This is a genomic window from Ammoniphilus resinae, from assembly GCF_017873965.1.
Lineage (GTDB): Bacteria > Bacillota > Bacilli > Aneurinibacillales > RAOX-1 > Ammoniphilus_A > Ammoniphilus_A resinae.
Genome location: NZ_JAGGKT010000007.1, coordinates 74,564 through 101,291, shown reverse-complemented (window position 1 = coordinate 101,291; position 26,728 = coordinate 74,564). Strand labels below are relative to the sequence as shown.

Genomic DNA, 26,728 nt, shown 5'->3' with positions numbered 1-26,728 from the left:
CTCCTTTATTTATATAATGGTTTACCGGTCATCTCTTGTGGTTGTTCGACCCCTAATAATTTCAAAATGGTTGGAGAAATATCCGCAAGAACCCCGCCTTCTCGTAGTTCGACTCCCTCTTTGGTTAAAATAAAGGGAACCGGATACGTACTATGTGAGGTAATTGGATGACCATTTTCATCAATCATCCAATCCGCATTGCCATGATCAGCAGTAACAAGAGCAACTCCACCTTTTTCCAAGATCGCATCCACAAACTTCCCCATACATTCGTCAACTGTTTCAACTGCTTTGATTGTCGGTTCCATTTTCCCGGAATGTCCCACCATATCACAGTTCGCGAAATTAAGGATGATCACATCGTGCAGATTCTTATCCAACTCGGCCAGGACTGCTTCCGTTACTTGATAAGCGCTCATTTCCGGTTTTAGGTCATAGGTCGCAACGTCCTTCGGGGAGCTGATTAAAACCCTAGTCTCCCCTTCAAACTCCTTCTCCCGTCCGCCACTGAAGAAGAACGTCACGTGTGGGTATTTCTCCGTCTCCGCAATCCTTAACTGCTTCATGCCATTTTGCTGCAAAACCTCTCCTAGGGTATTATCCAGATTCGTTGGTTTATAAGCTATATATCCATCGACACTCTCGCTGAATTTAGTCAAGCAGACATAATACAGATCCTTAGGTGCTTTTTCTCCTCGTTCAAATTCACGGAAATCTTCATTTGTAAAGGCTTGAGATAGCTGAATGGCGCGGTCTGGGCGGAAGTTGAAAAAGATCACCGCGTCGTGATCTTCCACGAGACCGTTTGGATGACCGACTTCATCCACGATCACAGTGGGCATAATGAATTCGTCGTACACGCTCTTTTCATAGGACTCTTTAACCGCATCCAACGGATTTTGATACCCGGGTCCTTCCCCATATACCATAGCCCGATAAGACTTTTCAGTCCGTTCCCAACGCTTGTCCCGATCCATGGCATAATACCGCCCTTGCACAGTCGCAAATTTTCCAATCCCGAGCTGCTCCATCTTTTGGTTCGTTTCTTCGATAAATTTTACCGCGCTGTTAGGGGCTACGTCTCTGCCATCAAGAAAGGCATGGATATAAACCTGATCCAGGTTTTCCATCTTCGCCAATTCCAATAAAGCAAAAAGATGTTTAATATGGCTATGAACCCCACCATCTGAAAATAATCCATACAAATGAAGCTTGGACTGATGTTGTTTTACATGTTGAATTGCATTGAGAAAAGTTTCATTTTGAAAGAAAGATCCCTCACGAATTTCCTTTGAAATCCGAGTTAATTCCTGATAGACGATCCTTCCTGCACCCAGATTTAGATGGCCAACCTCGGAGTTACCCATCTGCCCATCTGGCAACCCAACAGATTCTCCACTTGCTCCTAAAAGGGTATGTGGAAACTGTTTTCTTAAGCGGTCAAAATTCGGCTTTTTCGCTTGGGCTACCGCATTTCCTATAGTTTCGTTCCGGATGGCGAATCCATCCATAATGATCAGTGCGACTGGTTTTGGTCTATTCATGACGAGCTCCTTTCAAAAGAGCAGCAAACGAATCAGGCTTTAGACTTGCCCCGCCGACAAGAGCCCCATCAATATCTGGCTGGTCCATGAAACCTGCAATGTTCTCGGGTTTGACACTTCCTCCATATTGGATGCGAACCTGAATGGCAGTATTCTGATCAAACTGGTCTGCAATCAGTTGCCTTATGTATCCAATGACTTCGTTTGCGTCTTCCGCAGAGGAGGTTTTCCCTGTCCCAATTGCCCAAATCGGTTCGTAGGCAATCACGAATTTAAACAAATCTTCCTGGGATATTCCCTGCATCGCCGCTTCCATTTGCTCCTTGACTACAGCTTTGGTCTGACCTGTTTCCCTTTGCTGCAAATCCTCTCCCACACAAACGATAGGATGAATGCCGTGTTTTAAAGCGGCTTTGATTCGCAAATTCACGGTCTCATTTGTTTCATTAAAGTAGGCACGCCGTTCGGAATGCCCAATAATGGCATATTTTACACCGAGTTCTTTCAGCATTAAAGGGCTGATTTCACCCGTAAACGCACCTTCTTCTTCCCAATGAACATTCTGTGCACCTAGTGACACATTTTTCCTGGATAAAATCTCTCCAACCGAAGAAAGAGCAGTAAAAGGTACACAAACGACAGCTTCAACCCCTTTTTCTATGGCCGGTAAGGCCGTTGCAAAATCTTTAGCTTCGGCAACAGTCTTAAACATCTTCCAGTTTCCTGCAATGATTGGTATTCTCATTTCATCACCTTTTCGATGATTTATTTATCCTGTAAAATCGTCACACCCGGAAGCTGCTTACCCTCCATAAACTCCAAGGAAGCACCGCCGCCAGTGGATATATGCGACATTTTCTCCGCTACTCCTGCCTTTTCCACAGCTGCCACAGAATCTCCTCCGCCGATGATTGTTGTCCCTTGTACCTTGACCATGGCCTGGGCAATGGCCTCGGTACCTTTCATGAACGTCTCCATTTCGAATACGCCCATTGGCCCGTTCCAAACCACTGTCTTGGAATTTGCAATCACCTGTTGGTCAGCTTTTACCGTTTCCGGTCCAATATCGAGCGCTTGCCAACCTGCGGGAATATCCTTTACAGAGACAACCTTTGTCTCGGCATCATTAGCAAATTTGTCAGCCACGACAACATCAGTTGGAATGCAAAAATTGACGCCGCGCTGTTTGGCTTTTTCAATAAAAGATGCAGCAAGCTCGACTTTATCCTCTTCCAATAAGGAAGCCCCTACATCATAGCCTTGGGCTTTAATGAAGGTGTTTGCGAGTCCGCCGCCAATAATTAGATTGTCCACTTTTTCCAAAAGGCTTTCAATGACCCCAATCTTATCCTTCACTTTGGCCCCGCCGATAATCGCCGTGAAAGGCCGTTCTGGTTTCGCTAAGGCATCACCAAGAAAAGCCAATTCTTTCTCCATTAAAAATCCGGCAACTCCAGGAATGTAGTGTCCAATTCCTTCTGTCGAGGCATGGGCACGATGGGCCGCTCCAAATGCATCATTGACAAACATGTCAGCAAGGGCAGCTATTTGCTTGGCTAATTCAGGTGAATTTTTCTCTTCGCCAGGCTCAAAACGCACATTTTCCAAAAGTAAAATCTCACCGGGTTTTAGTCCATTGACCTGATCTGTCACCTTATCTCCTACTACCTCAGTGGCTTGTTTAACCTCCTGATTGAGAAGCTGGCTTAAATGGGTGGAAACAGGTGTTAGTCTTAATTCTTCGACTACCTTTCCCTTGGGTCTGCCCAAATGACTAGCCAGAATGACTTTGGCTCCCTGTTGAACCAAATACTGAATCGTAGGGATGGCTGCACGGATCCTTGTATCATCTGTAATTTCCTGCCCATTCATGGGTACATTGAAGTCTACCCGGCAGAATACTCTTTTCCCCTGAACATCCACATCACGTATGGTTTTCTTAGGCATGCAACAAGAACCTCCTAATTTACCCTTCATGGGCTCATCATACCGAAAAGGGAGAATCAATGATTTCTCCCTTTAGCACATCGTTATCATTTTACTTTTATAGACCACGTTTGGCAATATATGCCGCCAAATCCACTACTCGATTAGAATATCCCCATTCGTTATCATACCAGGAAACAACTTTAACCATGTTCCCTTCCAGCACCATTGTAGATAGCGCGTCAATCGTAGAAGAATGAGCATCCCCGTTGTAATCCCCGGATACTAAAGGTTCTTCTGAATAGCCCAGAATCCCTTTGAGAGGCCCTTCTGCTGCTTTTCTCAACACTTGATTAATTTCTTCTGCTGTCGTATCGCGATCCAATTCTGCTACTAAGTCAACCACCGATACATTGGGGGTCGGAACCCTCATCGCAAATCCGTTTAATTTTCCTTTTAATTCCGGCAGAACGAGGCCGACAGCTTTGGCAGCACCTGTTGTTGTCGGAATAATATTTTCTGCGGCTGCCCGTGCACGACGCAGATCTTTATGAGGCAAATCAAGGATTTGCTGGTCATTTGTATAGGAGTGTACCGTGGTCATTAATCCGCGGCGAATCCCGAATGTATCGTTTAGCACTTTTGCATAAGGTGCTAAACAATTGGTTGTACAAGAGGCATTGGAAATAACGTGATGGCTGGCTGGCTCATATTTATCCTCATTGACTCCCATTACAACCGTAATATCTTCATTGTTTCCTGGAGCAGAAATGATAACCTTTTTCGCTCCGCCTTCGAGATGTTTTGATGCGTCTTCACGTTTGGTAAACCGTCCGGTGGATTCCACCACAATCTCCACACCCAAGTCTCCCCATGGAAGTTTGGCCGGATCACGTTCTGCAAGAACCTTAATTTCTTTTCCGTTGACCGTGATAAAGCCTTCTCCTGCTTCTACTGTCGCATCAAGTTTTCCATGAACACTGTCGTATTTCAGAAGGTGTGCTAGAGATTTGGAGTCAGTTAAATCATTGACCGCAACGATATCCACTTCAGGATTGTTTAACGCAGCGCGAAAAACATTTCTTCCAATTCTACCGAACCCATTAATTCCAACTTTAACCATATTTAATCCTCCTTAATTATAAAAAGGCTAATTTACCAAGTCACGGAGCAATGCCTAGTTTTAGTATGAATCAGGTGCATCATCCACATTCAAAGAGAAGTCACCTGATTATATCGGGACAATTATAGTCCATATAATATCTTTTACGTCCCGGTAACTTCATTGTACGCAGATCTTTCCATTTTTGTCAATACAGGAAGGTGAAAAGACAATAATTCGGACAGGTTGCGGGTGGTATGGGGTGCGAGCTGTCCCTATTAGGTCTGGATTGGGACAGGTTTTGGGGTGAAGGGCGTTGCCCTGTCTTGATTCGCTCTGAATTGAGACAGGCTTCGGGTTAAATGAGTTGCAGCTGTCCCTATTCCCTCGGAATTGAGACAGGCTTCAGTATGAATGAGGTGCAGCTGTCCCTATTCCCTCGGAATTGAGACAGGTTTCACGTAGAAAGGGGTGCACCTGTCCCTATTCGGTTCGATTCGGACCAAGGCTGGCATCATTTTAAAGTTTCAGTCCGAATTCGCACTCCCCTTAATCCAAATTGAATCGACAGCCTTTTGTTCCCAGGTCATTCACTCTTCAGATCTCTACGTTTATCTAATTCTCTTCTCAACCATAGTTCGGCCATTTTTGAAACAAAGACTTCTTCTCCATCAATGTGGACCACCGGAATCAACCATTTATATTTCTCAAAAATGGCTTCATCGGTGGTGATATCAAACAATTCCAGCTGAAGCGGGATGTCTTTAGCTACACGGTTTACCCGCTCCTTTACGTCGTCACATAGACTACAGCGTTCCTTCGTATACAGGGTGATACGAAAAGGCCTAATTTCCTGTTCCATCATTTCGACTCCTAATAACGTTTTCTTTTTGCGGATGAGGGGATGTTGATTTCTTCTCTGTACTTTGCCACCGTCCGCCGGGAGACAGTAATCCCCATTTGCTGAAACATATCGCTTAATTTTTGATCAGATAACGGCTTTGAGCGATCCTCTTTTTCAATGAACTCCTTTAATTTCATCTTTACGCTCTCTGATGAGGCTGACTCGCCAGTCGAAGTGGTTAATGCAGAGGAGAAAAAATATTTCAATTCAAACAATCCTCTTGGTGTCTGAACATACTTATTATTGGTAGCCCTACTGATTGTTGACTCATGGAGTCCAACCGTTTCCGCAATTTCTTTTAGTGTCATCGGTTTAAGATAGGTTAATCCTTTTTCAAAAAAATCAATTTGGGCTTGAACGATAGCCTCTGTTACCTTATAAATCGTCGTCCGTCGCTGCTCAATGCTTTTAATTAACCATAATGCAGAGTTCATTTTATTATGAACGTATTTTTTGGTTTCTGCATCCAGGTGCATCATCTTCTCATACTGTTTGCTAATGGTAATCCTCGGTGTGACGGATTCGTTGACCAGGATAACATAATGATCATTCACCTTTTTCACGGTCACATCGGGTATGATATATCGTGCCTGCTGTTGATGGTAAAAGGCACCGGGACGCGGATTCAAGGTGCGGATATAATCCACGGCTTCCTGAACCTCTCGCGGCTTGATTTGCATCTCCGCAGCAATCTTGCTTACCTTCCCCTCTGCCAGCTCATGCAGATAATTCTCCACAATGGTAAAAGCAACACTATCCTTCTTCCCCGCATATTCCAACTGGATTATCAGACATTCTTTTAAATTGCGTGCCCCTACCCCTCTCGGCTCTAACCCTTGAACAACGATTAGTGCTTGCTCGAGCCATTCCGGATCGACGTTGAATTGTTTTGCTGTTTCTTCCAATTGTATATCTAAATAACCGTTCTCATCTAAATTTCCAATGAGGAAACGAGAAAGAATTCGAATGATTTCAGGCAGATTTCGCAGAAAGGATAGCTGCTCAAGCAGGTGTTTCTCCAGCGAGATGTCATTTCGGGCAATCCAATCGAGGGTATTAGATTCACTTTCACCTGAACGGGTAATTGTATGGGGGTATTCGTAACCGCGATCCTGAATAGATTCTTTCCACTGAAGTTCTGAAAGAGGATCTTCCGGTTGCTTCTTCTCCTGACGATTGAATTCTAGATCCAACGGTTCGATGACCGGATTTTCATTTAATTCTCCATTCAAATATTCTAAAAGATCTAGGGCTGATAGCTGCAAAATTGTAATGGCTTGTCTTAATTCCGGTGTCATCACCAACTTCATGGTTTGTTCCTGGTGTAGTCCATAACCGATTTGCATGAAATCCCCCCTTAGACATATTTCTTCTTACTCTCTATTTTAGTTCCTTCAATAAATTTATACAATTCCAATTTTAGTCTTGATTTTATCACTTAAACGCTTTAATATAATAAGAGGTCATGCACTTTTTGTGACCCCCTTGATATTTTTACTTGGACTTGCAACAAGAAGATGTTGCGAGTCTATTTTTTAATGAATCGAAGTTGAAAAGTACAGAAACAATTCCTGCTGAAAAATTTTTCGTAATATATTGAAAACGCTTTCTTCTTTTATTATACTTAAGTTAATCCTGATACCATTGTTCAGGTTTCTCTCCACTCCTATCAATCCCACCGAGCCTATGGCCGGTGGAATTTTTTTGTTCAGGTATAAAATTCCATAGAAATAGACTACAATGTATAGTAAGGAATTATCTTATTTGACCTTTGTTGACCTTTAGTGTAGTATTAAACTGTACAGGTAATCTATGGATATTGAGAGGGGGAAAAGATATGTTAGTACCTACAGTCATCGAACAAACGAACCGTGGTGAAAGAGCTTATGATATTTATTCCCGTTTGCTTAAAGATCGCATTATCTTCTTAGGGACTGCGATTAATGATCAAGTCGCAAACAGTGTGGTTGCGCAATTACTATTTTTAGCTGCGGAAGATCCAGATAAGGACATTAATATTTATATTAATAGTCCCGGTGGGTCGATTACAGCAGGTATGGCTATTTATGATACGATGCAGTTCATTAAACCAGATGTTTCTACTATTTGCATTGGAATGGCAGCAAGTATGGGAGCCTTTCTTCTCTGCGCAGGTGCCAAAGGGAAACGATATGCCTTACCAAATAGCGAGGTCATGATTCACCAACCACTGGGTGGTGCCCAAGGACAAGCGACAGATATTGAAATCAGCGCCAAGCGTATTCTCAGAATGAGAGATCATCTCAACTCGATCATGGCGGAGAGAACTGGACAACCATTAGAAAAAGTGGAACGCGATACCGATCGGGACAATTTTATGAGCGCTCAGGAAGCCAAGGAATACGGTTTAATTGACAATGTCATTCAAAGAATTGAACAGAAAAACAATGAATAAAAAGAAAAAGCCGATCGCTTAAAAATAGGCGATCGGCTTTTCTTCGCTTGAGAGCTACTTAATCTTCCTTTTCTACAAGCGCTTTCAGATTTGAAACTGCCTCAGAAGCATCTGGCCCATCAGCGGAGATAGTAATGGTGGATCCGCTTCCAACGGCCAAACTCATAATTCCCATTATGCTTTTTGCGTTCACTTTTTTATTGTCTTTTTCCACAAATATTTCGGAAGAGTAGCGATTGGCTTCCTGTACAAAAAAGGCAGCAGGGCGAGCCTGTAATCCTGTCTTCAAATTTACAATAACCTGTTCACGAACCAATGATATGACCTCCAATTCGATCATCGAACTAATTATACTTCATTATAGCATGTATTGATTAAGAATTTCTGTCTTTTCCTTGAAGTTTTTCTGCGATCTCGTTGATTTTCCTTAAGCGGTGGTTAATTCCCGATTTACTAACCTTTCCGCTGGGGAGGATCTCCCCTAATTCAGACAGGTTTAAGTCGGCATGCTTCATTCTTGCCTCTGCAACCTCACGGAGCCGATCAGGCAATTGATCCAATCCGATCTCCCGTTCAATTAGCTTAATATTCTCAATCGTTCGGATCGCGGCACTGACCGTTTTATTTAGATTTGCCGTTTCGCAATTGACTAGGCGATTGACGGAATTGCGCATATCCTTGACAATTCGTACATCTTCAAAATACAAGAGAGCTTGGTGGGCCCCTATCACACTTAAAAATTCAGTGATTTTTTCACTCTCCTTAATATACATCACATATCCCTTCTTTCGCTCAATGCAGCGTGCATTAAGCTTGAAGGTGTTGGCCAATTTATTTAAATCCTCACAATGCTCCTGATAGGAGGAAGAAATCTCTAAATGATAACTATTGGATTCTGGATGGTTGACAGATCCCCCTGCTAGAAAGGCCCCTCTTAAATAGGCCCGTTTACAGCAGGCTTTTTTTATTGTTTCCTTCGGAATCCCTCGAATAAACGTTCCATCCTGATAAATAGACAAACTTTCCAAGATATCTTTAACTTGTTGAGGTAAACGTACGATATACACATTATTTTTTTTCAGGCGCATCTTTTTACGCACCAGCAGTTCTGCATGCACCTTAAAATGTTTTTTCACCAGGGAATAGATTCTGCGGGCAATGGCCGCATTTTCTGTGACAATGTCGAGAATAAATCGATTACTTCCGAATTGAACCGTTCCGTTCATTCGAATTAAGGCCGCCATCTCCGCCAGATCACAGCATGAATTATTCTCTACCTGCGTCAATTCCTTCTTGGTTAAAGCCGCAAAAGACAACATTCCCACCTCATTTATCATTCAAAAGTTTTTGAATGGCGTCGCCAATTTTTCTAGCATCGTGGCGCAAGTAAGTTTCATAAACTATAAAATGATCCTCAATAATATCAAAACCAAATTTCTCCAGGCGGTCCCGGTCATATTTTACCGGCGCTGCCCCTTGTTCCATATATTGATCCCGGACATCGTCTGCTATCCAGGCATTGTTGACAAGAATGGTTTGAAACAAGTCAGCCCCCACATGATTATATATCGCCTGTACATGATCTGTAACAGTATAAAAATCGGTTTCCCCTGGCTGTGTCATTACATTGCAAATATACATCTTTTTTGCTGCGGATTCTTTGATGGCTTTAGAGATTCCCGGCACTAAAAGATTTGGCAGTATGCTCGTAAATAAGCTTCCTGGTCCGAGTAAGATCAACTCGGCCTCCTGCAAAGCCCTGATCGCTTCATCCAAAGGTTGCACATCCTTTGGTTCTAGAAATACCCTTTTAATCTTTTTCCCTGTACGAGGGATTTGGGATTCGCCTGAGACAATGGTCCCATCGGTCATCTCTGCTTTCAGAATGATCGCTTGATTGGCTGCCGGAAGCACCTGCCCTCTTACAGCTAATACTCGACTAATTTCTTTAATTGCTGTAACAAAATCACCGGTAATTTCTTTCATTGCTGCAATAAACAAGTTGCCTAAACTATGACCCGCTAATCCAATCCCCTGGGAAAAACGGTATTGGAACAAACGAGCCAATAATGGTTCCGTGTCAGCAAGAGCCACAATCACGTTGCGAATATCACCTGGCGGCGGCATTGACATTTCTTCGCGTAGCCGTCCTGAACTTCCCCCGTCATCCGCAACCGTCACGATTGCGGTGATATCAAATGGTTTTTCTTTCAAGCCGCGCAACAGAACGGATAGACCAGTTCCTCCACCGATGACAACGACCTTGTGATGGTGCCGATCCGCGCTTAGTTCTGAGTTGCTCATGAACCCTACACCTCACTTTCGGTCACGTTCGATATCACGATGGCTTACCCTTGTCACGTATTGACTGCTAAATTTCTTTCCTAAATACTCGGCTATCGAAACAGATCGATGTTTTCCACCAGTACATCCAATACCTATGATTAGTTGACTTTTTCCTTCCCGCTGATAATGCGGCAGAGTAAAGGCGATAAAATCCTCTAATTTATGAACAAATTGCGCGGTTTCATCCCATTTAAATACATATGTGGAAACTTCCTCGTCTAGGCCTGTTTTCGGCCGCAGCTCTGTAATATAGTGAGGGTTAGGGAGAAAACGAACATCAAAAACCAAGTCCGAATCAATCGGAATCCCGTATTTAAATCCAAAGGAAGTTATATTTACAGTCATCCTTGACTGCATGGTAGAGAAGTAATTGGAGATCTTCTCTTTCAACTGAATCGGTTTCAATTGACTTGAATCTAAAATTAGATTGGCACGACCCTTCAATTCTTCCAAAAGCCTTCTCTCTGCCAAAATCCCTTCCAGTGGTGAACCTTCGGCAGCAAGCGGATGTCTTCTCCGAGTTTCTTTATAGCGTTGAACCAGTACCTGGTCAGAGGAATCAAGGAATAGAATTTGATAGTTAATATGTTCCATTTCTTCTAAACGAGCCAGTGCATCGGATAAGGTGACAAAGAATTCTCGTCCCCTTAGGTCAATAACTAGAGCGACTTTTTGAATCCGGCCTCCCGATTGCTCAATAAGCTCGGCAAATTTGGGTATTAGTAGTGGGGGAAGGTTATCCACACAGAAGAATCCGAGATCCTCCAGACTCTGTACTGCGGTTGTTTTCCCTGCACCTGACATCCCCGTAATAATCAATAAATTAATCTGTTTGCCAGTCACGACTCCTCACCTCTCTCCCATAGAATACCACCCTTGATTAAAAGGTGCAAAGCCACTTGGACGTTAGACTTTGAAAAAGGGTAAAGGAATGCAAAAAAAGAGGCGTGATCACGGAGAATCACGCCTAAAGGTATATTATATAAGGGGGTCAATTTGATAATTTAAGTATAGCCCCTTAATATTTCAGCATTGTTACAAACCGGTTAAGATTGGGTTAAGCTTTAGACCCGGCTTCTTCCTTTAGCTTCTCTTCCAGATTTTCTACAAAGTGCTGAGCGCTCTGTGCGGCAATTCCGCCGTCCCCAGTTGCAGTTACCACTTGACGCAGCATCTTCTCGCGGATATCACCTGCTGCGAGAATTCCCGGCACCTTTGTCTGCATTTTCTCATCTGTTAAAATATACCCTGCCTCATTTGTGATTCCAAGCCCTTGTACAGCCTTCGATAATGGATCCATGCCTACATAAATAAAGACCCCGTCACAAGCAAACTCCTGCTGTTCTCCCGTTTTTGCGTCTTCCATCAATACGCCGGAAACCTTCTGATCACCACGGATCTCTTTCACAACCGTATTCCAGATGACTTCAATTTTCGGATTTTCAAAGGCCCGTTTTTGTATAATTTTTTGCGCGCGGAACTCCTCACGACGGTGTACAATAGTGACCTTCGAGGCAAAACGGGTTAAGAAGATCGCTTCTTCTACTGCCGAGTCTCCACCACCAACGACAACCAGCTCTTTTCCGCGGAAAAAAGCACCGTCACAAACAGCACAATAGGAAACCCCTCGTCCGGATAGTTCTTTCTCCCCCGGAACCCCTAGGTTACGATGTGTCGCACCCAATGCTACGATCACGGATTTGGCACGGTATTCCTTATTTCCGGCTTTCACTAGTTTATAGGGATATCCGTCTTCAATGCTCTGAATATCACCGTAGGCATATTCTGCACCAAATTTTTTTGCATGTTCAAACATTTTATTCGATAAATCCGGACCTAATATACTGTCAAATCCAGGGTAATTTTCAATATCTTCTGTGTTCGCCATCTGACCGCCAGGCATTCCCCGTTCGATCATTAGCGTCGACATATTCGCGCGAGCTGTATAAACAGCAGCCGTCATCCCTGCAGGACCAGCCCCGGCAATAATGACATCATAAATATTTTCATCAGCCATGGTAGTTTCACTCTCCCACTTCTTCTCTATTTATCTTCCTAGTAAAGCTAGTGAAATATTAAACGGAATGTCCAAGCGTTTTAAGGACAAACAGGGCAAGCCTTTTTAATTCTTCATCTTCGTTAGGATCTTCCAGGAATTGAAGCAAGGTTTCCACCACTTCCTGATCACCAAGCCATTCGAAAGCTTGAAGAACTTGCAGCTTGGTTTCTTTATCCCCATGTCGCAAGGCCCAAAGAAAAGAAGACCGAACAAACGGGTCATTCGTTACTATTTGCTTCTGATTGGCTTTGGAAGCTTCCTGCAATTCCATAGGAATCCCGTAATAGTAAGGAATTTCCTGCTTTTCACCAGCATTCCCCTCCTCCAAAAATTGCAAATAGAAGGGGGCCACTCCTGATTCCGGATCTTCTCTGCAAACCAATTTCCAATTTTTTTTGGCTTCCTTGTATCTTCCTATATTATACGCCGCCACCGCACAGTAGTGAAACAGGTGAAAATCGAGGTGCCAGGCATAATCAGTAAGCTGTTTAAAAAGAAGAAAGGCAGATTTGTGCTCGCCCAAAACTCCAAGGGTTATCCCTAGCTTATAGGCTTGATCATACTGCAAGGGAATTACCTTAGCCAAATTAGAAAGCAGCTTTTCCAGATTCCCCTTATCCTGATTATGGAAGTATAGTACAGCAAGATTACATAATCCATGCAAATTGTCGGGATCCTGCTCCAGAACAGATAGAATCGTTTGTTCTGCCTTTGGGAAATCCCCCATATAATAGTAACATAATGCTAGGTTATTTTTCGCGGCAATAAAATCGGGATGATCTTCTTCCAATTGAACAAGAATTTTCTCTGCTTGGACAAAGTTACCTTCCTCCAAAAGTTTACGCGCTTGTTCGTGCTGCTTCGTCTTTTCATCCATGTCCCCTTGCAGCATGGGATAAAACCACGGTCGATCCAATTCCACTCCGACATAATCCAATAAATCCCGGATGTCAGCTATGTACTTTCCATCTTCGGTCTGTTCTAAATACTTCATCGCGTGTTCTTCTGCCTCTTCCAGTAAATCCATATGCGCATAATTACACGCCAGATAATAATGAGAATCCACAGCACCTTCCACATCATCTTCCAGCAGTTGCTGCAAGACTTCATTGGAGGCCGCGTAGTCCCCCATTTTTGTCAATACGCCTGCTACGTTGTAATGGTAACGCGGATTCTTTGGTTCTAAACGGGACGCCCGGGTGAAGTATCGAAGTGCTTTCGAATAATTAAATCGGTCGAGTGATTTAACGGCAATATGATTAAATGCTTCTGCATTCATATTTAGTTCAATTACGTTAGTTGGTTTAGAAAGCATATAAACTCCTCATAATCTATGGTTCTTAACCAAAGTATAGCACAAGTTCCCGTTTAAAACCTGCTTCACAACACTTTTCGCCTATTTATGATAACGTCCAGATAGTTCCTTTAACACGTCGTCTAATGGCAGCTGTTGTTCACGCAGTAAAACTAGCAGGTGATAAATTAAATCACTAGCCTCCCAGCGCAACTCTTCATGACTGCGATTTTTTGCAGCAATGATGACCTCACCAGCTTCTTCGCCAACCTTTTTCAAAATTTTATCTACACCTTTTTCAAAAAGGTAGGTAGTATAGGCACCTTCTGTCCTTTCCGCATCACGCTTGGCAATCAATGCTTCCAACTGGCCAAGGATCTCAAACCGACCAGGCCCAGCCTGTTCTTCATCTGTAAGAGAGGTAAAGCAGGTGTAAGTATTATTGTGACATGCAGGTCCTGCCGGATTTACCTGAATTAACAGGGTATCCCCGTCACAATCCAACGATATTCTCCCCACTTTTTGTGTATTGCCTGAGGTTTCACCCTTGTGCCAAAGCTCTTGTCTAGAGCGGCTCCAAAACCAGGTTTCTCCAGTATCCAGTGTTTTTTGCAACGATTCCTTGTTCATATAGGCCATCATTAGCACTTCTTTACTTTGCGCGTCCTGAATAATGGCTGGTACAAGCCCTTGTTGATCAAATGTAATCTTTTCCCAATCTATCATTTGCATCGTACTTCGACCCCTTTTTCATTCAAATATTGTTTGACCTGATCAATGGTAACTTCTTTATAGTGGAAAATCGAAGCAGCGAGGGCAGCATCTGCTTTTCCATCGCGAAATGCCTGCAAAAAGTGTTCTTCATTCCCTGCTCCGCCTGACGCGATTACGGGAATCCTGACAGCTTCAGAGATGGCCTTGGTTAAGGAAATGTCAAAACCATCTTTATGCCCATCGGTATCCATGCTTGTTAATAAGATCTCCCCGGCACCTAATTGTTCAACCTGTTTGGCCCATTCCACCGCATCGCGGCCTGTCGCTTGCCTGCCACCATGAGTATAGACCTCCCAGCCTTTTTTCTCTTCCACCCACGTGGCATCAATGGCAACAACAATGCATTGGGACCCAAACACCTCTGCCCCTTCACGCACAAGCTCTGGGTTTCGCACGGCAGATGTATTCATGGATACCTTATCCGCCCCCGCGCGCAATACCCTACGCATATCTTCAATACTATTAATCCCCCCACCCACGGTGAAAGGAATAGTCACCTTCGCCGCCGTTTGGCGAATCACTTCAACCATCGTCTCCCGGCCTTCATGGGATGCAGAAATATCAAGAAAAACCAGTTCATCTGCTCCTTCTTGGCTATAGAGTTCAGCCAGCTCAACAGGATCACCGGCATCACGCAAATTGACAAAGCTAACGCCCTTCACTACTCTTCCATCTTTCACATCCAAGCAAGGGATAATTCGCTTCGTTAACAATTATTTCACCTCTAATTCGCGGACCGCATCCGCCAAATTGATCCGCTCAGTATAGAGAGCCTTTCCTACGATCGCACCGCAAACCCCATCACTAGCATATTGGCCAAGGTTCTGTAGGTCGTTCATCACACTGACTCCCCCAGAAGCTATAACCTGGACCTCCGCTGTACGGGCTAGACCCACAATTTCCGCTACGTTTGGTCCTTGAAGCGTTCCATCGCGAGAAATATCGGTATAGATGAAAGTCTCTGCCCCTTTTTTCGCCAGTTCCTGCGCCAATTTCTCTGCTTTCACCTCAGAGGTTTCCAACCAGCCATGTGTAGCTACATACCCATTTCTCGCATCAATGCCAATCGCCACGCGGGAACCTCCATATTGCTGAAGCGCATTTTCCACGAAGGGGCGATCCTGAATGGCCGCAGTTCCAAGGATTACTCGCGCTACTCCACCTTCCAAATAACGGTCGACTTCCTGTATCGTACGAATACCTCCGCCAACCTGAACTGGAATAGAGAGGGCAGCCGCAATTTCCAGGATAATGGCATCGTTCACCGGGTGACCGGCCTTCGCGCCATCGAGATCGACTAGATGTACCCAGCTTGCTCCCTGCTTCTCCCACTGTTTTGCCATTTCTAAAGGCGAATCGCCGTAAACCGTTTCCTGATTATAATCCCCCTGCAGCAATCGTACACATTTCCCACCGCGAATATCGATCGCAGGATAGATAATAAATTCCCCCATGTTACGTCCCCTCCTTCACCATCTGAGCAAAATTACGCAAAATCTGCATCCCCACTTCTCCACTTTTTTCTGGATGGAATTGGGTAGCCATCACATTCCCTTTTCCAATGATCGCCGGTACCTCTTGATAATAATCAGCAGTAGCAAGAAGGACATCGGAATCCGTCGTCTCAGGCTGCAAAAAGTAGGAATGCACGAAGTAGGCATACCCTTCCTCTACTCCTTGTAAAATGGAGTGTTCCCGCAGGAATTGGAGTTTGTTCCAACCCATATGCGGCACCTTGTAATCCCCCTGAAAGCGACGCACAACCCCAGGAAAAAGCCCAATCCCTTGATGGTTTCCATGTTCCTCACTTTCCGCAAACAAAAGCTGCATTCCCAAGCAGATCCCAAACAGTGGACGCCCTGAAGCGGCATATTGCTTTATAGCGGGAATGAAATCTCGCTCTTGCAAATTTCTCATGGCATCTCCAAAAGCGCCAACTCCGGGCAAAATGGCACCCTGCGCTTCCTTCAATTGCTCTGGTTGATCAATGATTTGATAATCATAGCCAAGTCTTTCAATGGCCTTACTGACGCTATGCAAATTTCCCATTCCATAATCGATGATCGCTATCATTTACAGCATCCCCTTTGTCGAAGGGACGCCTTTGACTCGCGGATCAATCATTGTCGCTTCATCCAATGCCCGACCCAAAGCCTTAAAAATCGCTTCAATCATATGGTGAGTATTCATCCCATAATGCAAAATAATGTGTAGATTCATACGGGCTTCCAAGGCTAACTTTGACATGAATTCATGAACAAGTTCCGTTGGAAATTGACCTACCTGTTGGCTTGGATAAGCTGCCCGGTACTCCAGATGGGGACGGTTGCTTAAATCAATGGCAACCTGGGCCAGGGTTTCATCCATGGGAACAAAGAAATTTCCATATCGTTTAATCCCTTTTTTATCTCCCAGAGCTTCGCGCAAGACTTGTCCAAGACATATCGCAATGTCTTCCACTGTGTGGTGGTAATCGATCTCGATATCGCCTACAGCTTTGACATGAAGATCGAATTGGCCGTGCTTGGCAAAAAGGTCAAGCATATGGTCCAGAAAAGGCACACCTGTTTCTAAGGAGGTTTTGCCCTCTCCATCTATATTAAAGTTTAATTCAATGTTGGTTTCATTTGTTTTACGTTTAATTTCACCTGTTCGCATTACCTGGATAAACCCCTCTCTTTTTGCAATCGAACTTCAATCGCTTTGGCGTGTGCAGTTAGCCCTTCTGACTTGGCTAAGGCCATCATCTTTTCGCCGTTTCTCAATAGATCCGTACGGCTATAGGAGATGAGGCTTGATTTTTTAATAAAATCATCAAGATTTAACGGAGATGAAAACCGCGCCGTGCCATTGGTTGGCAATACGTGATTCGGGCCGGCGAAATAATCGCCAACAGGCTCTGAACTGTATTCCCCAAGGAAAATAGCGCCTGCATTCTCAATCCTACCTAGATAATCAAATGGTTGGGCAATCAGCATTTCCAGATGCTCCGGTGCCAACTCATTGACAACTTGGATGCCTTCCTCGAGATCTGCCACTACACATATTGCTCCGTAATCACGAATCGATGCCTCGGCTATTTCCTTTCGCGGCAGTTTAGCGAGCTGGCTGGTCATTTCATTTTGAACTTGTTCGGCAAGTTCGGGCGATGGCGTCACTAGGACCGCGGAAGCCATCGGATCATGCTCCGCCTGACTGAGCAGATCAGCAGCAACATAACAAGGATCTGCCTGTTCATCGGCTAAAACAACAATCTCGCTCGGCCCAGCCACCATATCGATATCCACAAAACCAAATACTTCCCGTTTGGCAAGGGCCACATAGATATTTCCCGGTCCTACAATTTTATCGACTGCCCGGATTGACTCGGTTCCATAGGTCAAAGCGGCAATCGCCTGTGCTCCGCCAACCTTATAGATTTCCGTGACTCCAGCGATAGCTGCAGCAGTTAAAACCCCAGGATCAATTTTCCCCTGTTGATCCGGCGGTGTAACCATGACAATTTCCTTTACTCCTGCAACCTGTGCGGGAATGGCGTTCATTAATACGGAAGAGGGATATGCGGCACGTCCTCCCGGCACATAAATCCCCACCCGCTTCAGCGGACGGATCAACTGCCCAAGGATCGTTCCGGTGTCGGACGTTTGCATCCACGATTGGCGCTTTTGCTTTTCGTGGAATGTACGAATATTTTCAGCCGCCTCCTGCAATGCTTGGCGAACTTCTTGGCTGACTTCTTTTTGAGCCTGTTCAACTTCGTCAATGGTTACCTGCATGGAGGCCAAGTGCACCCGGTCAAATTTTTCCGTAAAGGCCAAGACCGCCTGGTCACCCTCTTGCTTGACGCGGGATAAAATCTCAAGAACCGCTTTTCGCTGCTCATCTGTTCCTGATTCTACATCCCGTTTCGTTGAGAAGTTTTTTCTATCTACGATTTTCATTTTCATTATTTTAACACCCCTATAAAGTGTAACCTACGATGGAATAACCGAGGCAAATTTTTCGACAACGTAATCAATGGCCTCGCTTTTCATCCGGTAGCTAACCCGATTGGCAATTAAGCGTGAGGTGATCGGCGTGATTTCCTCCAACTCAACCAAGCCATTTTCTTTTAATGTTCTTCCTGTCGAAACAATATCAACGATTCGATCAGCCAAACCAATCATCGGCGCCAGTTCGATTGAGCCGTTTAATTTAATGACTTCAACCTGTGCCCCTTTTTCCCGGAAGTATTTAGAGGCAACCTTCGGATATTTGGTTGCTACCCGCGGGGAATCTGTCGGTTGCCAATTGGCCAATCCAGCCACAGATAACCTGCAGTAACTGATCTTCAAGTCGAGGAGCTCATAAACATCCCGTTCTTCTTCCAGCAAAACATCCTTTCCAACGACACCGATATCGGCGACCCCATATTCCACATAAGTAGGGACATCTGTTGGTTTTGCCAGGATGAAGTCGATCCCGATTTCATCAACAGGAATAATTAAACGACGGGAATCTTCAAATTCCGGTGGAATATCCAGACCCGCTTTACGCAGTAGCTCAACAGCTTCTTCAAAGATTCGCCCTTTCGGCATCGCGACGGTAAGCTTAGACATCTTCATGGCCTCCTCGAAAATCTATGATCTGATCAAATGTCTGCGATGGTTCCCCTATTCCTGTGACAACAATTGCTTCTTGCCTTAACAACATCGCTCTTTTCAACGCTAGGTTGCGTGTTTCTTGATCAAATCGGATGTATATGGTTTTCTTTTCTTGCGTTGGCTGCAGGTCGGAGGACTGAATCAAGCGATCCATTTTGATTGCAAATCCCGTAGAAGGGTTGTCCATACCGAATTGCTTGAACAGGTCATCATATCTTCCTCCCCCGCAAATCGGAAAGCCCTGATTGGCCGCATACCCTTCAAAAAGAATACCAGTGTAATAATTTAAGCTGCTTAGTAGATTTAAATCAAACAAGACATAGTCTGTCACGTCATAGGCTTGCAGTGCAGCCCATAGTTCTTTCAAGTTGCGAACAGCACGACGAGCACGGCCATTAATGGTTAATGCCTCCGCATCTTCCAATCGATCTGCGCCGCCTCTCAGCTTGAGGATCCCCCGCAGCCGATTCTTCTCATCCTCTGAGATGGTTAAGCCTGCAATGTCTTGTCTAAATCCAACATAATCAGAATTATGCAGACGTTCCTTTAATTGGTCACGGCCGCTTTTTTCTGGGACCACTTCTTCTAGCAGCCCTTCGATGAAGCCTACATGGCCGATGGCAATTTTAAATTCTTCAAGTCCAGCTTCTTTCAAGCACGCCACCGCCAAGGCAATGACTTCGGCATCAGCCTCTACGGAAGAGTCACCTATCAATTCAACCCCTGCCTGAGTGAATTCGGCATTTCGACCTGCTTCCTTTTCCTGTGCGCGGAAAACATTTGTATTATACATCAACCGAAGTGGCCTTGGTTCATCTTTTAGAAGAGAGGAGGCTACGCGTGCAATCGGTGCGGTAACATCTGGCCTAAGCACGAGCGTCCTGCCTTGTCTATCTAATAACTTAAATAGTTTGCTGTCATGTGTCGCACTGGCTTCACCAACTGTGTCGTAGTATTCCAGTGTCGGGGTTAGAATCTCTTGATAGCCCCAGTGCAGCATGCATCTATGTAGTTTCTCCTCAATCTGTCGCTGCTTCCATAGCAAATCAGGAAGGTAATCGCGCATCCCTAACGGCTTTTCAAAACCTAAAGGCTTTGTCATATGATTCACCCCATCTAGTTATTTTGCTTTAGTCTGCTAATATGATAAAGCGATTCTACCATAGATAAACAAATAGCGTCAAGCGGTGGGTGGCGAGCGGACAGTGAATCCGTTAAAACACAAAATCCCCTAATAACGTAGTGGAACCTATGTCACCAGAACCCAGGCTGACCAAAAATAGCGGAAAATTTTTCCGTTATTCCTTATTTTTAGCCTTATAAGGAGTAAATAACGGTAAAATTTTCCGCTATATATACTTGCAATCGTTTACAATCAATCTAATCGGATCCATAACGTAAAAATCTTCCGCTATTTCACCTATTCTTAATGGAATCCCTAGAATAAAGGAAATTTCTTCCGCTAAAGACAGACGATCCTCTCCAACCTAAGAATTAAATACATATCCACGATAAATCAGGTCCGCGAACGCTAATGCCCCCGGGACATTGAGGTACCACACATAGAATCGTCTCAATCTAGGGACATCGATCCAATCAAAACCTCTCAATTTGTTCAGAACTACCCGAACGGAAAACATCAGCCAATAAACGGACCAATTAATCATTGGTAAATAAAGTACAAAGAACCAGAGGAAATTAATCGAATCCTCCCCCAGATAAAAACGGAGCAGCGTACAGGGGATGAGTACGATAAGAAATCGGCGGATAATTTGTCCCCTACACATGGTTCACGCGCTCCTTCAAGCGAATCACCTTGGCCGGGTTTCCTCCCACAAAGGCTCCCGCAGGCACATCGCGAATGACGAGCGAAGCGGCAGAGACAACCGCTCCATCCCCGATTTTGACGCCTGGCAAAATGGTGCTGTTTGCTCCGATCATCACATTGGAGCCTATCTCAACTTCTCCAATCCGATATTCATCAATTAAATACTCATGAGCCAAAATCGTAGTATTGTACCCAATAATTGAATTGGAGCCTATCGTAATTTTCTCGGGGTATAAAATGTCAGGTACTACCATAAAAGCAAGGGCGGCCTGCTCCCCAATTTTCATTCCCAGGAAAGTGCGAAACAGCCAATTTTTCCAGCTTGGAAAAGGGATGTAACGGCCTATCACGATGACTGCCGTATTCCGAAAGGCGCGCCAAAAACTGATCGTCTTATACAGCTGCCAGAGTGAATTCGCCCCCTCTACGGCAAATCGTTCCGTTCGTCGCATGTGGCATCAATCTCCTTTGACGATAGAGATTAATTCTCGCATATCATAAAGCATGTATTCAGGTTTAAACTGTTTTAGAAACTCCGGCCCTTTTAAACTCCAAGCGACACCTGCAGCATCAACTCCAGCATTATGGGCCCCTTCAATATCATATTGGCTATCCCCAACCATTAAAGTTGTACGAGGATCGGCATTTACATTTTTCATAGCCAAAAGAATCGGCTCCGGATGTGGCTTATGATGTGTCGTGTCTTGATGCACGATAAAAGTTTTCATAAATTGATCAATGCCAAACAGTTGGGCACCTTTTTCTGCGGTCACACGCTGCTTTGTTGTAACAACTCCCATGGTGACACCCAGTTTTTGAAGCTCTATAAGTGCTGTCATGATATGCGGAAATTCCCTGACCAATTCATCATGGACTTCGACATTATATTTTCGATACGCCTCAACAAGTTCCTCACGTAGATCGGCACCGCCGAAAAATTCCATTTGCTCAGGAAGGGGCTTCCCCATTTGGGGAATAATATCCTCCCGTTTAAACTTTCCAGGAAACCACTTTTCCAAGATATATAAAAAAGAAGTAATAATTAATTCGTTCGTATCAATAATTGTCCCATCTAAATCAAATAACACCGTCTGATATCTCAACACGTTCTAACTCCTTATTCACCATATTTGGCATTCGCGTACCCCAGTTTTCGTCGGGCAATCCATAGGATAATCGCTATGACAACAATAACGATACTTATTACCTGGGCAATCCGCAGGGTATCCGTCAACATAAGGCTGTCTGTGCGCATCCCTTCAATGAAGAATCGACCGATGGAATACCAGATAAAATAGCTGAGAAACAACTCCCCACGATGCAGGGACAATTTACGGCGAATAATTAAAAGAATAATTAGTCCAGCAAAATTCCAAAGCGATTCATAAAGAAAAGTCGGATGATAATAAGTTCCGTTAATATACATTTGATTAATAATCCAATCAGGCAAATGAAGGGATTGTAAAAAATCAAGGGTTGTTGGTCCCCCATGAGCCTCCTGGTTCATAAAATTTCCCCAGCGTCCGATCGCTTGTCCAAGAATCAGACCGGGTGCGGCGATATCCGCGATTCTCCAGAAGCTTACTTTTTTCACACGGGTAAAAACAAGGGCTGTCAACACGGCGCCGATTAACGCCCCATGAATGGCGATGCCACCCTTCCATACAGCAATAATATCTTGCGGATGAAGCTGATAGTAATCCCACTCAAAAGCCACATAATAGGCCCGAGCAAAAATGATCGAAATGGGGACACCAAACATCACAAGATCTAAAAATAAATCTGGATTAAGCCCCTGCCGCTTTGATTCGTTCATGGCCAAGAGGAGGCCCAGCAATGCCCCCGTACCCAAAATAATTCCATACCAATGGACAGCGATAGGACCCAGCTGAAAAGCTATCGGATCCAACGGAGTGATTGTACTCATATATCCTCCACCTTTTTTAGATTTCTTCTGTTGCCTCTTCAATCGTATCAGTCAGTCGCTTACTGAAGTGAACTGCAGCATTATAGCCCATGCGTTTCAAACGGAAATTCATCGCTGCCACTTCACAGATCACCGCCATATTTCGACCAGGACGAACGGGTATCGTAATTTGCGGAATCTCTGTATCCATCACCTTCATCGTTTCTTCATCGATTCCCAGCCGTTCATATTGCTTCTGCGGGTCCCAAATCTCCATGCGTATAGCAAACGAAATTTTCTTGAAATTCCGGACAGCCCCAGCCCCAAACAAGGTCATGACATTAATAATACCTAAGCCGCGAATTTCCAGCAAATGTTGGATTAACTCGGGAGCGCTTCCAATCAGTTGGTTTTCCAAGGTTTGGCGAATTTCCACGGCATCGTCAGCAATTAAGCGATGGCCTCTTTTAACCAATTCCAGGGCTGTTTCACTTTTCCCGATTCCGCTCCCTCCGATCAATAGAACCCCGACACCATAAATGTCAATCAACACTCCGTGAATCGTCGTTCGCGGAGCTAACCGGCCCTCTAGAAAGGTAGTAATTTTACTCGACAACTTCGTTGTCGGAAGAGTGGACTGTAAAATGGGAATATCCTTTTCCTCAGCAGCCTGCAGCAGCTCCTCAGGTATGTCCAGCAGACGGGATACACAAAAACAAGGAATCTCACCCACACTGCACAGCTTGCGAAAACGTTCCAATCTTTCCTCTGAACTTAAGGTAGTGATAAACCCCATTTCTGTTTTGCCTAGCAGCTGCACCCGTTCCGCTGTATAGAAATTAAAGTAACCGGCGATTTCCAACCCCGGTCGATTGATATCACTTGTTTTAATTTCACGAAACAATCCTTTTTCGCCGCTTACGACCTTTAGCTGAAACTGCTGGACGATGTCTTTGACAACAGTTCTTTTCATTTTGTTGCCCCCTTTAATTTCTTCAACTATTCTAACATAGAAAAAGCCATCATGCGTGAAAAAATGCCACCTCCTTTCATACAGAGGCGGCTTGGTAGGTGTTTTACAGCCCCACTTAGGGTGTCGCTGCTTGTTTCTCGTAGTCTGCAATTTGCTTTTCTGTGCGGTTACGATCGCGTTCGATAATCGGTGCCAGGTATTGCCCGGTATAAGACTCTTCTACACGGCAAACTTCTTCCGGAGTCCCCTTGGCAACTATTAATCCGCCCCGCTCTCCACCCTCAGGTCCCAAATCGAGGATATAATCGGCTGTTTTAATGACATCGAGGTTATGCTCAATGACAAGGACAGAATCCCCCGCTTCAACCAGGCGCTGGAGTACCTTCAACAAACGATCGATATCATGAACATGCAGACCCGTTGTTGGCTCATCGAGGATGTACAGAGTTTTCCCGGTGCTGCGTCGGTGTAACTCTGAGGCAAGCTTAATCCGCTGCGCCTCACCTCCTGAAAGGGTAGTAGCTGACTGCCCCAACCTCATGTAACTTAGGCCCACATCATAAAGGGTTTGCATTTTGCGGTGTATTTTGGGAATATTTTTGAAAAATTCCACTGCATCTTCCACAGTTAAATCGAGTACATCCGCTATATTTAAACCTTTATATTTGACTTCCAGCGTTTCCCGGTTATAGCGTTTTCCCTTGCAAATTTCACAAGGAACATAGACATCAGGCAGGAAGTGCATCTCGATTTTGATGATCCCGTCACCGCGGCAAGCCTCACAGCGGCCGCCCTTGACATTAAAACTAAACCGGCCCTTTTTGTATCCGCGTACCTTAGCTTCATTCGTCTGGGCAAAAACATCACGGATATCATCGAACACCCCGGTATAGGTTGCAGGGTTTGACCTTGGTGAACGTCCAATCGGTGATTGGTCAATATCAATGACCTTATCAAGATGCTCAAGCCCCTCAATTTTCCGGTAAGATCCGGGCTTGGTCTTGGCTCTGTTTAAATCACGAGCCAATGCTTTATGCAAGATTTCATTTACTAACGTACTTTTACCTGAACCGGAAACCCCCGTGACACAGGTGAATACGCCAAGTGGGAATTTAACGGAAATATTTTTCAAGTTATTTTCTTTTGCGCCCACGACCCCGATCCATTTTCCATTGGGTTTCCGTCTTTCCAGTGGCACCGGGATGAACTTTTTACCTGATAGATATTGCCCAGTAAGTGAATGGGGATCGTTCATGACCTCTTCCGGTGTTCCCTGGGAAACCACTTTCCCTCCGTGCACACCTGCGCCAGGTCCGATATCAACAATATAATCGGCAGCAATCATTGTATCCTCATCGTGTTCGACAACGATCAAGGTATTGCCAAGATCCCGCATATGCTCAAGGGTTTTAATCAGTTTGGTATTATCCCGTTGGTGCAACCCAATGCTCGGCTCGTCCAAAATATACAGCACCCCCATTAAAGAGGAACCAATCTGGGTAGCTAAACGGATCCGCTGTGCCTCCCCACCTGAAAGAGTTCCTGCCGCACGGCTAAGCGTTAGGTAGTCGAGGCCGACATCAAGTAAAAATCCCAAACGGAATTTGATTTCCTTCAGAATCAGGCGAGCAATGGCCATGTCCTTTTCAGATAGCTGTAGCTGATCGAAAAAAAGATGGGCATCCTTGATAGATAATCCGGTGACATAAGAGATATTTTGCCCATCAATGAAAACAGACAAAACCTCTGGTCGCAGACGCTGTCCTTTACAAGCCGGACAGGCTTTTTGCGACATATAATGCTCTAGGGATTCTCGCATATGGTCTGAGGTTGACTCCACATAGCGGCGTTGAATTTGATTGATGACTCCTTCGAAATAAATTTCCGAATCCCGCCGTCCACCAAAGTCACTGTCAAAAACAAAACGGAATTTCTCCTTACGATTTCCGTAAAGGAGGATGTCAAGATGTTCTTTCGGAAGCTGTTCGACAGGCAGGTCCATGTCGATTTTAAAATGCTTGCATACCGAGTGAAGAAGCTGCTCATAATAATTGCTTGTAGAGCTTTCCCATGGTTCAATAGCGCCTTCACTTAGGCTTTTGGTGCGGTCAGGAATGACTAAATCAGGATCCACCTCCTGCTTCATACCCAACCCATCACAGGATGGACAAGCACCGTACGGTGCATTAAAGGAGAACATGCGCGGTTCCAGTTCAGCCATGCTAAACCCGCATTGTGGGCATGCGAGATTCTGACTGAACAGCAATTCTTCCTGGTCAATAATATCCACAATAACCTTCCCATCGCCAAGCTTTAGGGCTGTTTCCAGGGAATCCGCGACACGGGAATGGATTCCCTCCTTCACAACAATCCGGTCAATCACGACCTCGATGGTATGCTTTTTATTCTTTTCAAGCTGAATCTCTTCCGAAAGATCCCTTGTTTCCCCGTCAATCCGAACACGCACATATCCCTGTTTGCGGGCATCTTCGAGCAATTTAGTGTGTTCACCTTTGCGCCCTTGTACGAGAGGGGCGAGAATTTGCATTCTTGTTCGTTCTGGATATTCCAAGATCCGATCGACCATCTGTTCCACGGTTTGCGCGGAGATTTCGGTATGGTGTGTTGGGCAAAAAGGTTTCCCGATGCGGGCAAATAAAAGACGCAGATAATCATAAATTTCCGTAACCGTTCCGACGGTGGAACGCGGGTTTCTGCTCGTCGTCTTTTGATCGATGGAGATCGCCGGAGAAAGCCCTTCAATGGAGTCCACATCCGGTTTATCCATTTGTCCTAAGAACTGGCGTGCATAAGCCGAGAGCGATTCTACATAGCGTCGCTGTCCCTCGGCATAGATGGTGTCAAATGCTAAGGACGATTTACCCGATCCGGAAAGCCCCGTCAAAACGACAAATTGATCACGGGGAATGGTCACATTGATGTCTTTTAAGTTATGTGTTCTCGCCCCTTTGATCACAATATTTTCTAAGCTCAC

General features: G+C 44.7%; 26 protein-coding genes. 1 reads left to right on the top strand and 25 read right to left on the bottom strand.

The features are described 5' to 3' along the window. Positions 1-5: 5 nt before the first annotated feature. The 6 genes from gpmI to rpoN all read right to left on the bottom strand — a co-directional run bounded on the left by gpmI (position 6) and on the right by rpoN (position 6,822). Positions 6-1,544 carry a 2,3-bisphosphoglycerate-independent phosphoglycerate mutase gene (gpmI, locus tag J2Z37_RS12805; protein WP_209810660.1) on the bottom strand — a complete coding sequence of 513 codons (1,539 nt, stop codon included), beginning with the start codon at positions 1,542-1,544 and terminating at the stop codon, positions 6-8. Beyond that, positions 1,537-2,289, bottom strand: a complete 753-nt coding sequence (tpiA, locus tag J2Z37_RS12800; RefSeq protein WP_209810659.1) for a triose-phosphate isomerase — start codon at positions 2,287-2,289, stop codon at positions 1,537-1,539. Before tpiA ends, gpmI begins: the two co-directional genes overlap by 8 nt. Before the next feature lie 20 nt (positions 2,290-2,309). After that, complete coding sequence (locus J2Z37_RS12795; RefSeq protein ID WP_209810658.1) at positions 2,310-3,491, bottom strand: phosphoglycerate kinase; 1,182 nt, start codon at positions 3,489-3,491, stop codon at positions 2,310-2,312. A gap of 97 nt (positions 3,492-3,588) precedes the next feature. After that, positions 3,589-4,593: a type I glyceraldehyde-3-phosphate dehydrogenase gene (gene gap, locus J2Z37_RS12790; protein ID WP_209810657.1), complete on the bottom strand. Its 1,005-nt coding sequence runs from the start codon at positions 4,591-4,593 to the stop codon at positions 3,589-3,591. 565 nt (positions 4,594-5,158) lie between these two features. Then, positions 5,159-5,434 carry a glutaredoxin family protein gene (locus J2Z37_RS12785; RefSeq protein ID WP_209810656.1) on the bottom strand — a complete coding sequence of 92 codons (276 nt, stop codon included), beginning with the start codon at positions 5,432-5,434 and terminating at the stop codon, positions 5,159-5,161. Positions 5,435-5,445: 11 nt separating this feature from the next. Continuing rightward, on the bottom strand, positions 5,446-6,822 hold the full coding sequence (gene rpoN / locus J2Z37_RS12780; RefSeq protein ID WP_209810655.1) for an RNA polymerase factor sigma-54: 1,377 nt from the start codon (positions 6,820-6,822) through the stop codon (positions 5,446-5,448). Between the two features lie 491 nt (positions 6,823-7,313). On the opposite strand from rpoN, the gene clpP reads away from it, so the two are divergent. Continuing rightward, the gene (clpP, locus tag J2Z37_RS12775; protein WP_209810654.1) at positions 7,314-7,910 is read left to right on the top strand and encodes an ATP-dependent Clp endopeptidase proteolytic subunit ClpP; all 597 of its coding nucleotides are present in this window, start codon (positions 7,314-7,316) and stop codon (positions 7,908-7,910) included. 58 nt (positions 7,911-7,968) lie between these two features. Here clpP and J2Z37_RS12770 read toward each other — a convergent pair whose 3' ends face one another. The 19 genes from J2Z37_RS12770 to uvrA form a co-directional block, all read right to left on the bottom strand. Next, complete coding sequence (locus J2Z37_RS12770) at positions 7,969-8,226, bottom strand: HPr family phosphocarrier protein (protein WP_209810653.1); 258 nt, start codon at positions 8,224-8,226, stop codon at positions 7,969-7,971. 58 nt (positions 8,227-8,284) lie between these two features. Next, a complete protein-coding gene (gene whiA / locus J2Z37_RS12765; RefSeq protein ID WP_209810777.1) occupies positions 8,285-9,226 on the bottom strand; it encodes a DNA-binding protein WhiA in 942 nt (313 codons plus the stop codon). Between the two features lie 10 nt (positions 9,227-9,236). Next, positions 9,237-10,214, bottom strand: a complete 978-nt coding sequence (locus J2Z37_RS12760; protein ID WP_209810652.1) for a gluconeogenesis factor YvcK family protein — start codon at positions 10,212-10,214, stop codon at positions 9,237-9,239. Between the two features lie 12 nt (positions 10,215-10,226). Next, complete coding sequence (gene rapZ, locus J2Z37_RS12755; RefSeq protein WP_209810651.1) at positions 10,227-11,099, bottom strand: RNase adapter RapZ; 873 nt, start codon at positions 11,097-11,099, stop codon at positions 10,227-10,229. Between the two features lie 214 nt (positions 11,100-11,313). Continuing rightward, entirely contained in the window at positions 11,314-12,273 is a 960-nt protein-coding gene (trxB, locus tag J2Z37_RS12750; RefSeq protein WP_209810650.1) for a thioredoxin-disulfide reductase, read from the bottom strand. Positions 12,274-12,331: 58 nt separating this feature from the next. After that, complete coding sequence (locus J2Z37_RS12745) at positions 12,332-13,630, bottom strand: tetratricopeptide repeat protein (RefSeq protein WP_209810649.1); 1,299 nt, start codon at positions 13,628-13,630, stop codon at positions 12,332-12,334. An 81-nt stretch (positions 13,631-13,711) separates the two neighbouring features. Beyond that, the gene (gene hisIE, locus J2Z37_RS12740) at positions 13,712-14,341 is read right to left on the bottom strand and encodes a bifunctional phosphoribosyl-AMP cyclohydrolase/phosphoribosyl-ATP diphosphatase HisIE (RefSeq protein ID WP_245203782.1); all 630 of its coding nucleotides are present in this window, start codon (positions 14,339-14,341) and stop codon (positions 13,712-13,714) included. Next, positions 14,332-15,096: an imidazole glycerol phosphate synthase subunit HisF gene (gene hisF, locus J2Z37_RS12735; protein WP_209810648.1), complete on the bottom strand. Its 765-nt coding sequence runs from the start codon at positions 15,094-15,096 to the stop codon at positions 14,332-14,334. The genes hisIE and hisF overlap by 10 nt, the downstream gene beginning before the upstream one ends. Continuing rightward, the gene (hisA, locus tag J2Z37_RS12730) at positions 15,097-15,837 is read right to left on the bottom strand and encodes a 1-(5-phosphoribosyl)-5-[(5-phosphoribosylamino)methylideneamino]imidazole-4-carboxamide isomerase (RefSeq protein ID WP_209810647.1); all 741 of its coding nucleotides are present in this window, start codon (positions 15,835-15,837) and stop codon (positions 15,097-15,099) included. It abuts the gene before it with no gap. A 1-nt stretch (position 15,838) separates the two neighbouring features. Further along, on the bottom strand, positions 15,839-16,456 hold the full coding sequence (gene hisH, locus J2Z37_RS12725) for an imidazole glycerol phosphate synthase subunit HisH (protein ID WP_209810646.1): 618 nt from the start codon (positions 16,454-16,456) through the stop codon (positions 15,839-15,841). Then, positions 16,457-17,041 carry an imidazoleglycerol-phosphate dehydratase HisB gene (gene hisB / locus J2Z37_RS12720; protein ID WP_209810645.1) on the bottom strand — a complete coding sequence of 195 codons (585 nt, stop codon included), beginning with the start codon at positions 17,039-17,041 and terminating at the stop codon, positions 16,457-16,459. Continuing rightward, positions 17,041-18,324: a histidinol dehydrogenase gene (hisD, locus tag J2Z37_RS12715; protein WP_209810775.1), complete on the bottom strand. Its 1,284-nt coding sequence runs from the start codon at positions 18,322-18,324 to the stop codon at positions 17,041-17,043. Before hisD ends, hisB begins: the two co-directional genes overlap by 1 nt. A 33-nt stretch (positions 18,325-18,357) precedes the next feature. Further along, positions 18,358-18,981, bottom strand: coding sequence for an ATP phosphoribosyltransferase (gene hisG, locus J2Z37_RS12710; protein WP_425340319.1), 624 nt, complete (start codon positions 18,979-18,981; stop codon positions 18,358-18,360). Continuing rightward, entirely contained in the window at positions 18,974-20,128 is a 1,155-nt protein-coding gene (locus tag J2Z37_RS12705) for an ATP phosphoribosyltransferase regulatory subunit (protein ID WP_209810643.1), read from the bottom strand. The genes hisG and J2Z37_RS12705 overlap by 8 nt, the downstream gene beginning before the upstream one ends. A 677-nt stretch (positions 20,129-20,805) precedes the next feature. Next, a complete protein-coding gene (locus tag J2Z37_RS12700) occupies positions 20,806-21,306 on the bottom strand; it encodes an acyltransferase (protein WP_209810642.1) in 501 nt (166 codons plus the stop codon). Between the two features lie 6 nt (positions 21,307-21,312). After that, entirely contained in the window at positions 21,313-21,960 is a 648-nt protein-coding gene (ppaX, locus tag J2Z37_RS12695; protein WP_342453822.1) for a pyrophosphatase PpaX, read from the bottom strand. Positions 21,961-21,971: 11 nt separating this feature from the next. Next, positions 21,972-22,781, bottom strand: coding sequence for a prolipoprotein diacylglyceryl transferase (gene lgt / locus J2Z37_RS12690; protein ID WP_209810641.1), 810 nt, complete (start codon positions 22,779-22,781; stop codon positions 21,972-21,974). A gap of 16 nt (positions 22,782-22,797) precedes the next feature. Further along, positions 22,798-23,733, bottom strand: a complete 936-nt coding sequence (gene hprK / locus J2Z37_RS12685) for an HPr(Ser) kinase/phosphatase (protein WP_209810640.1) — start codon at positions 23,731-23,733, stop codon at positions 22,798-22,800. 115 nt (positions 23,734-23,848) lie between these two features. Then, a complete protein-coding gene (gene uvrA, locus J2Z37_RS12680) occupies positions 23,849-26,728 on the bottom strand; it encodes an excinuclease ABC subunit UvrA (RefSeq protein ID WP_209810639.1) in 2,880 nt (959 codons plus the stop codon).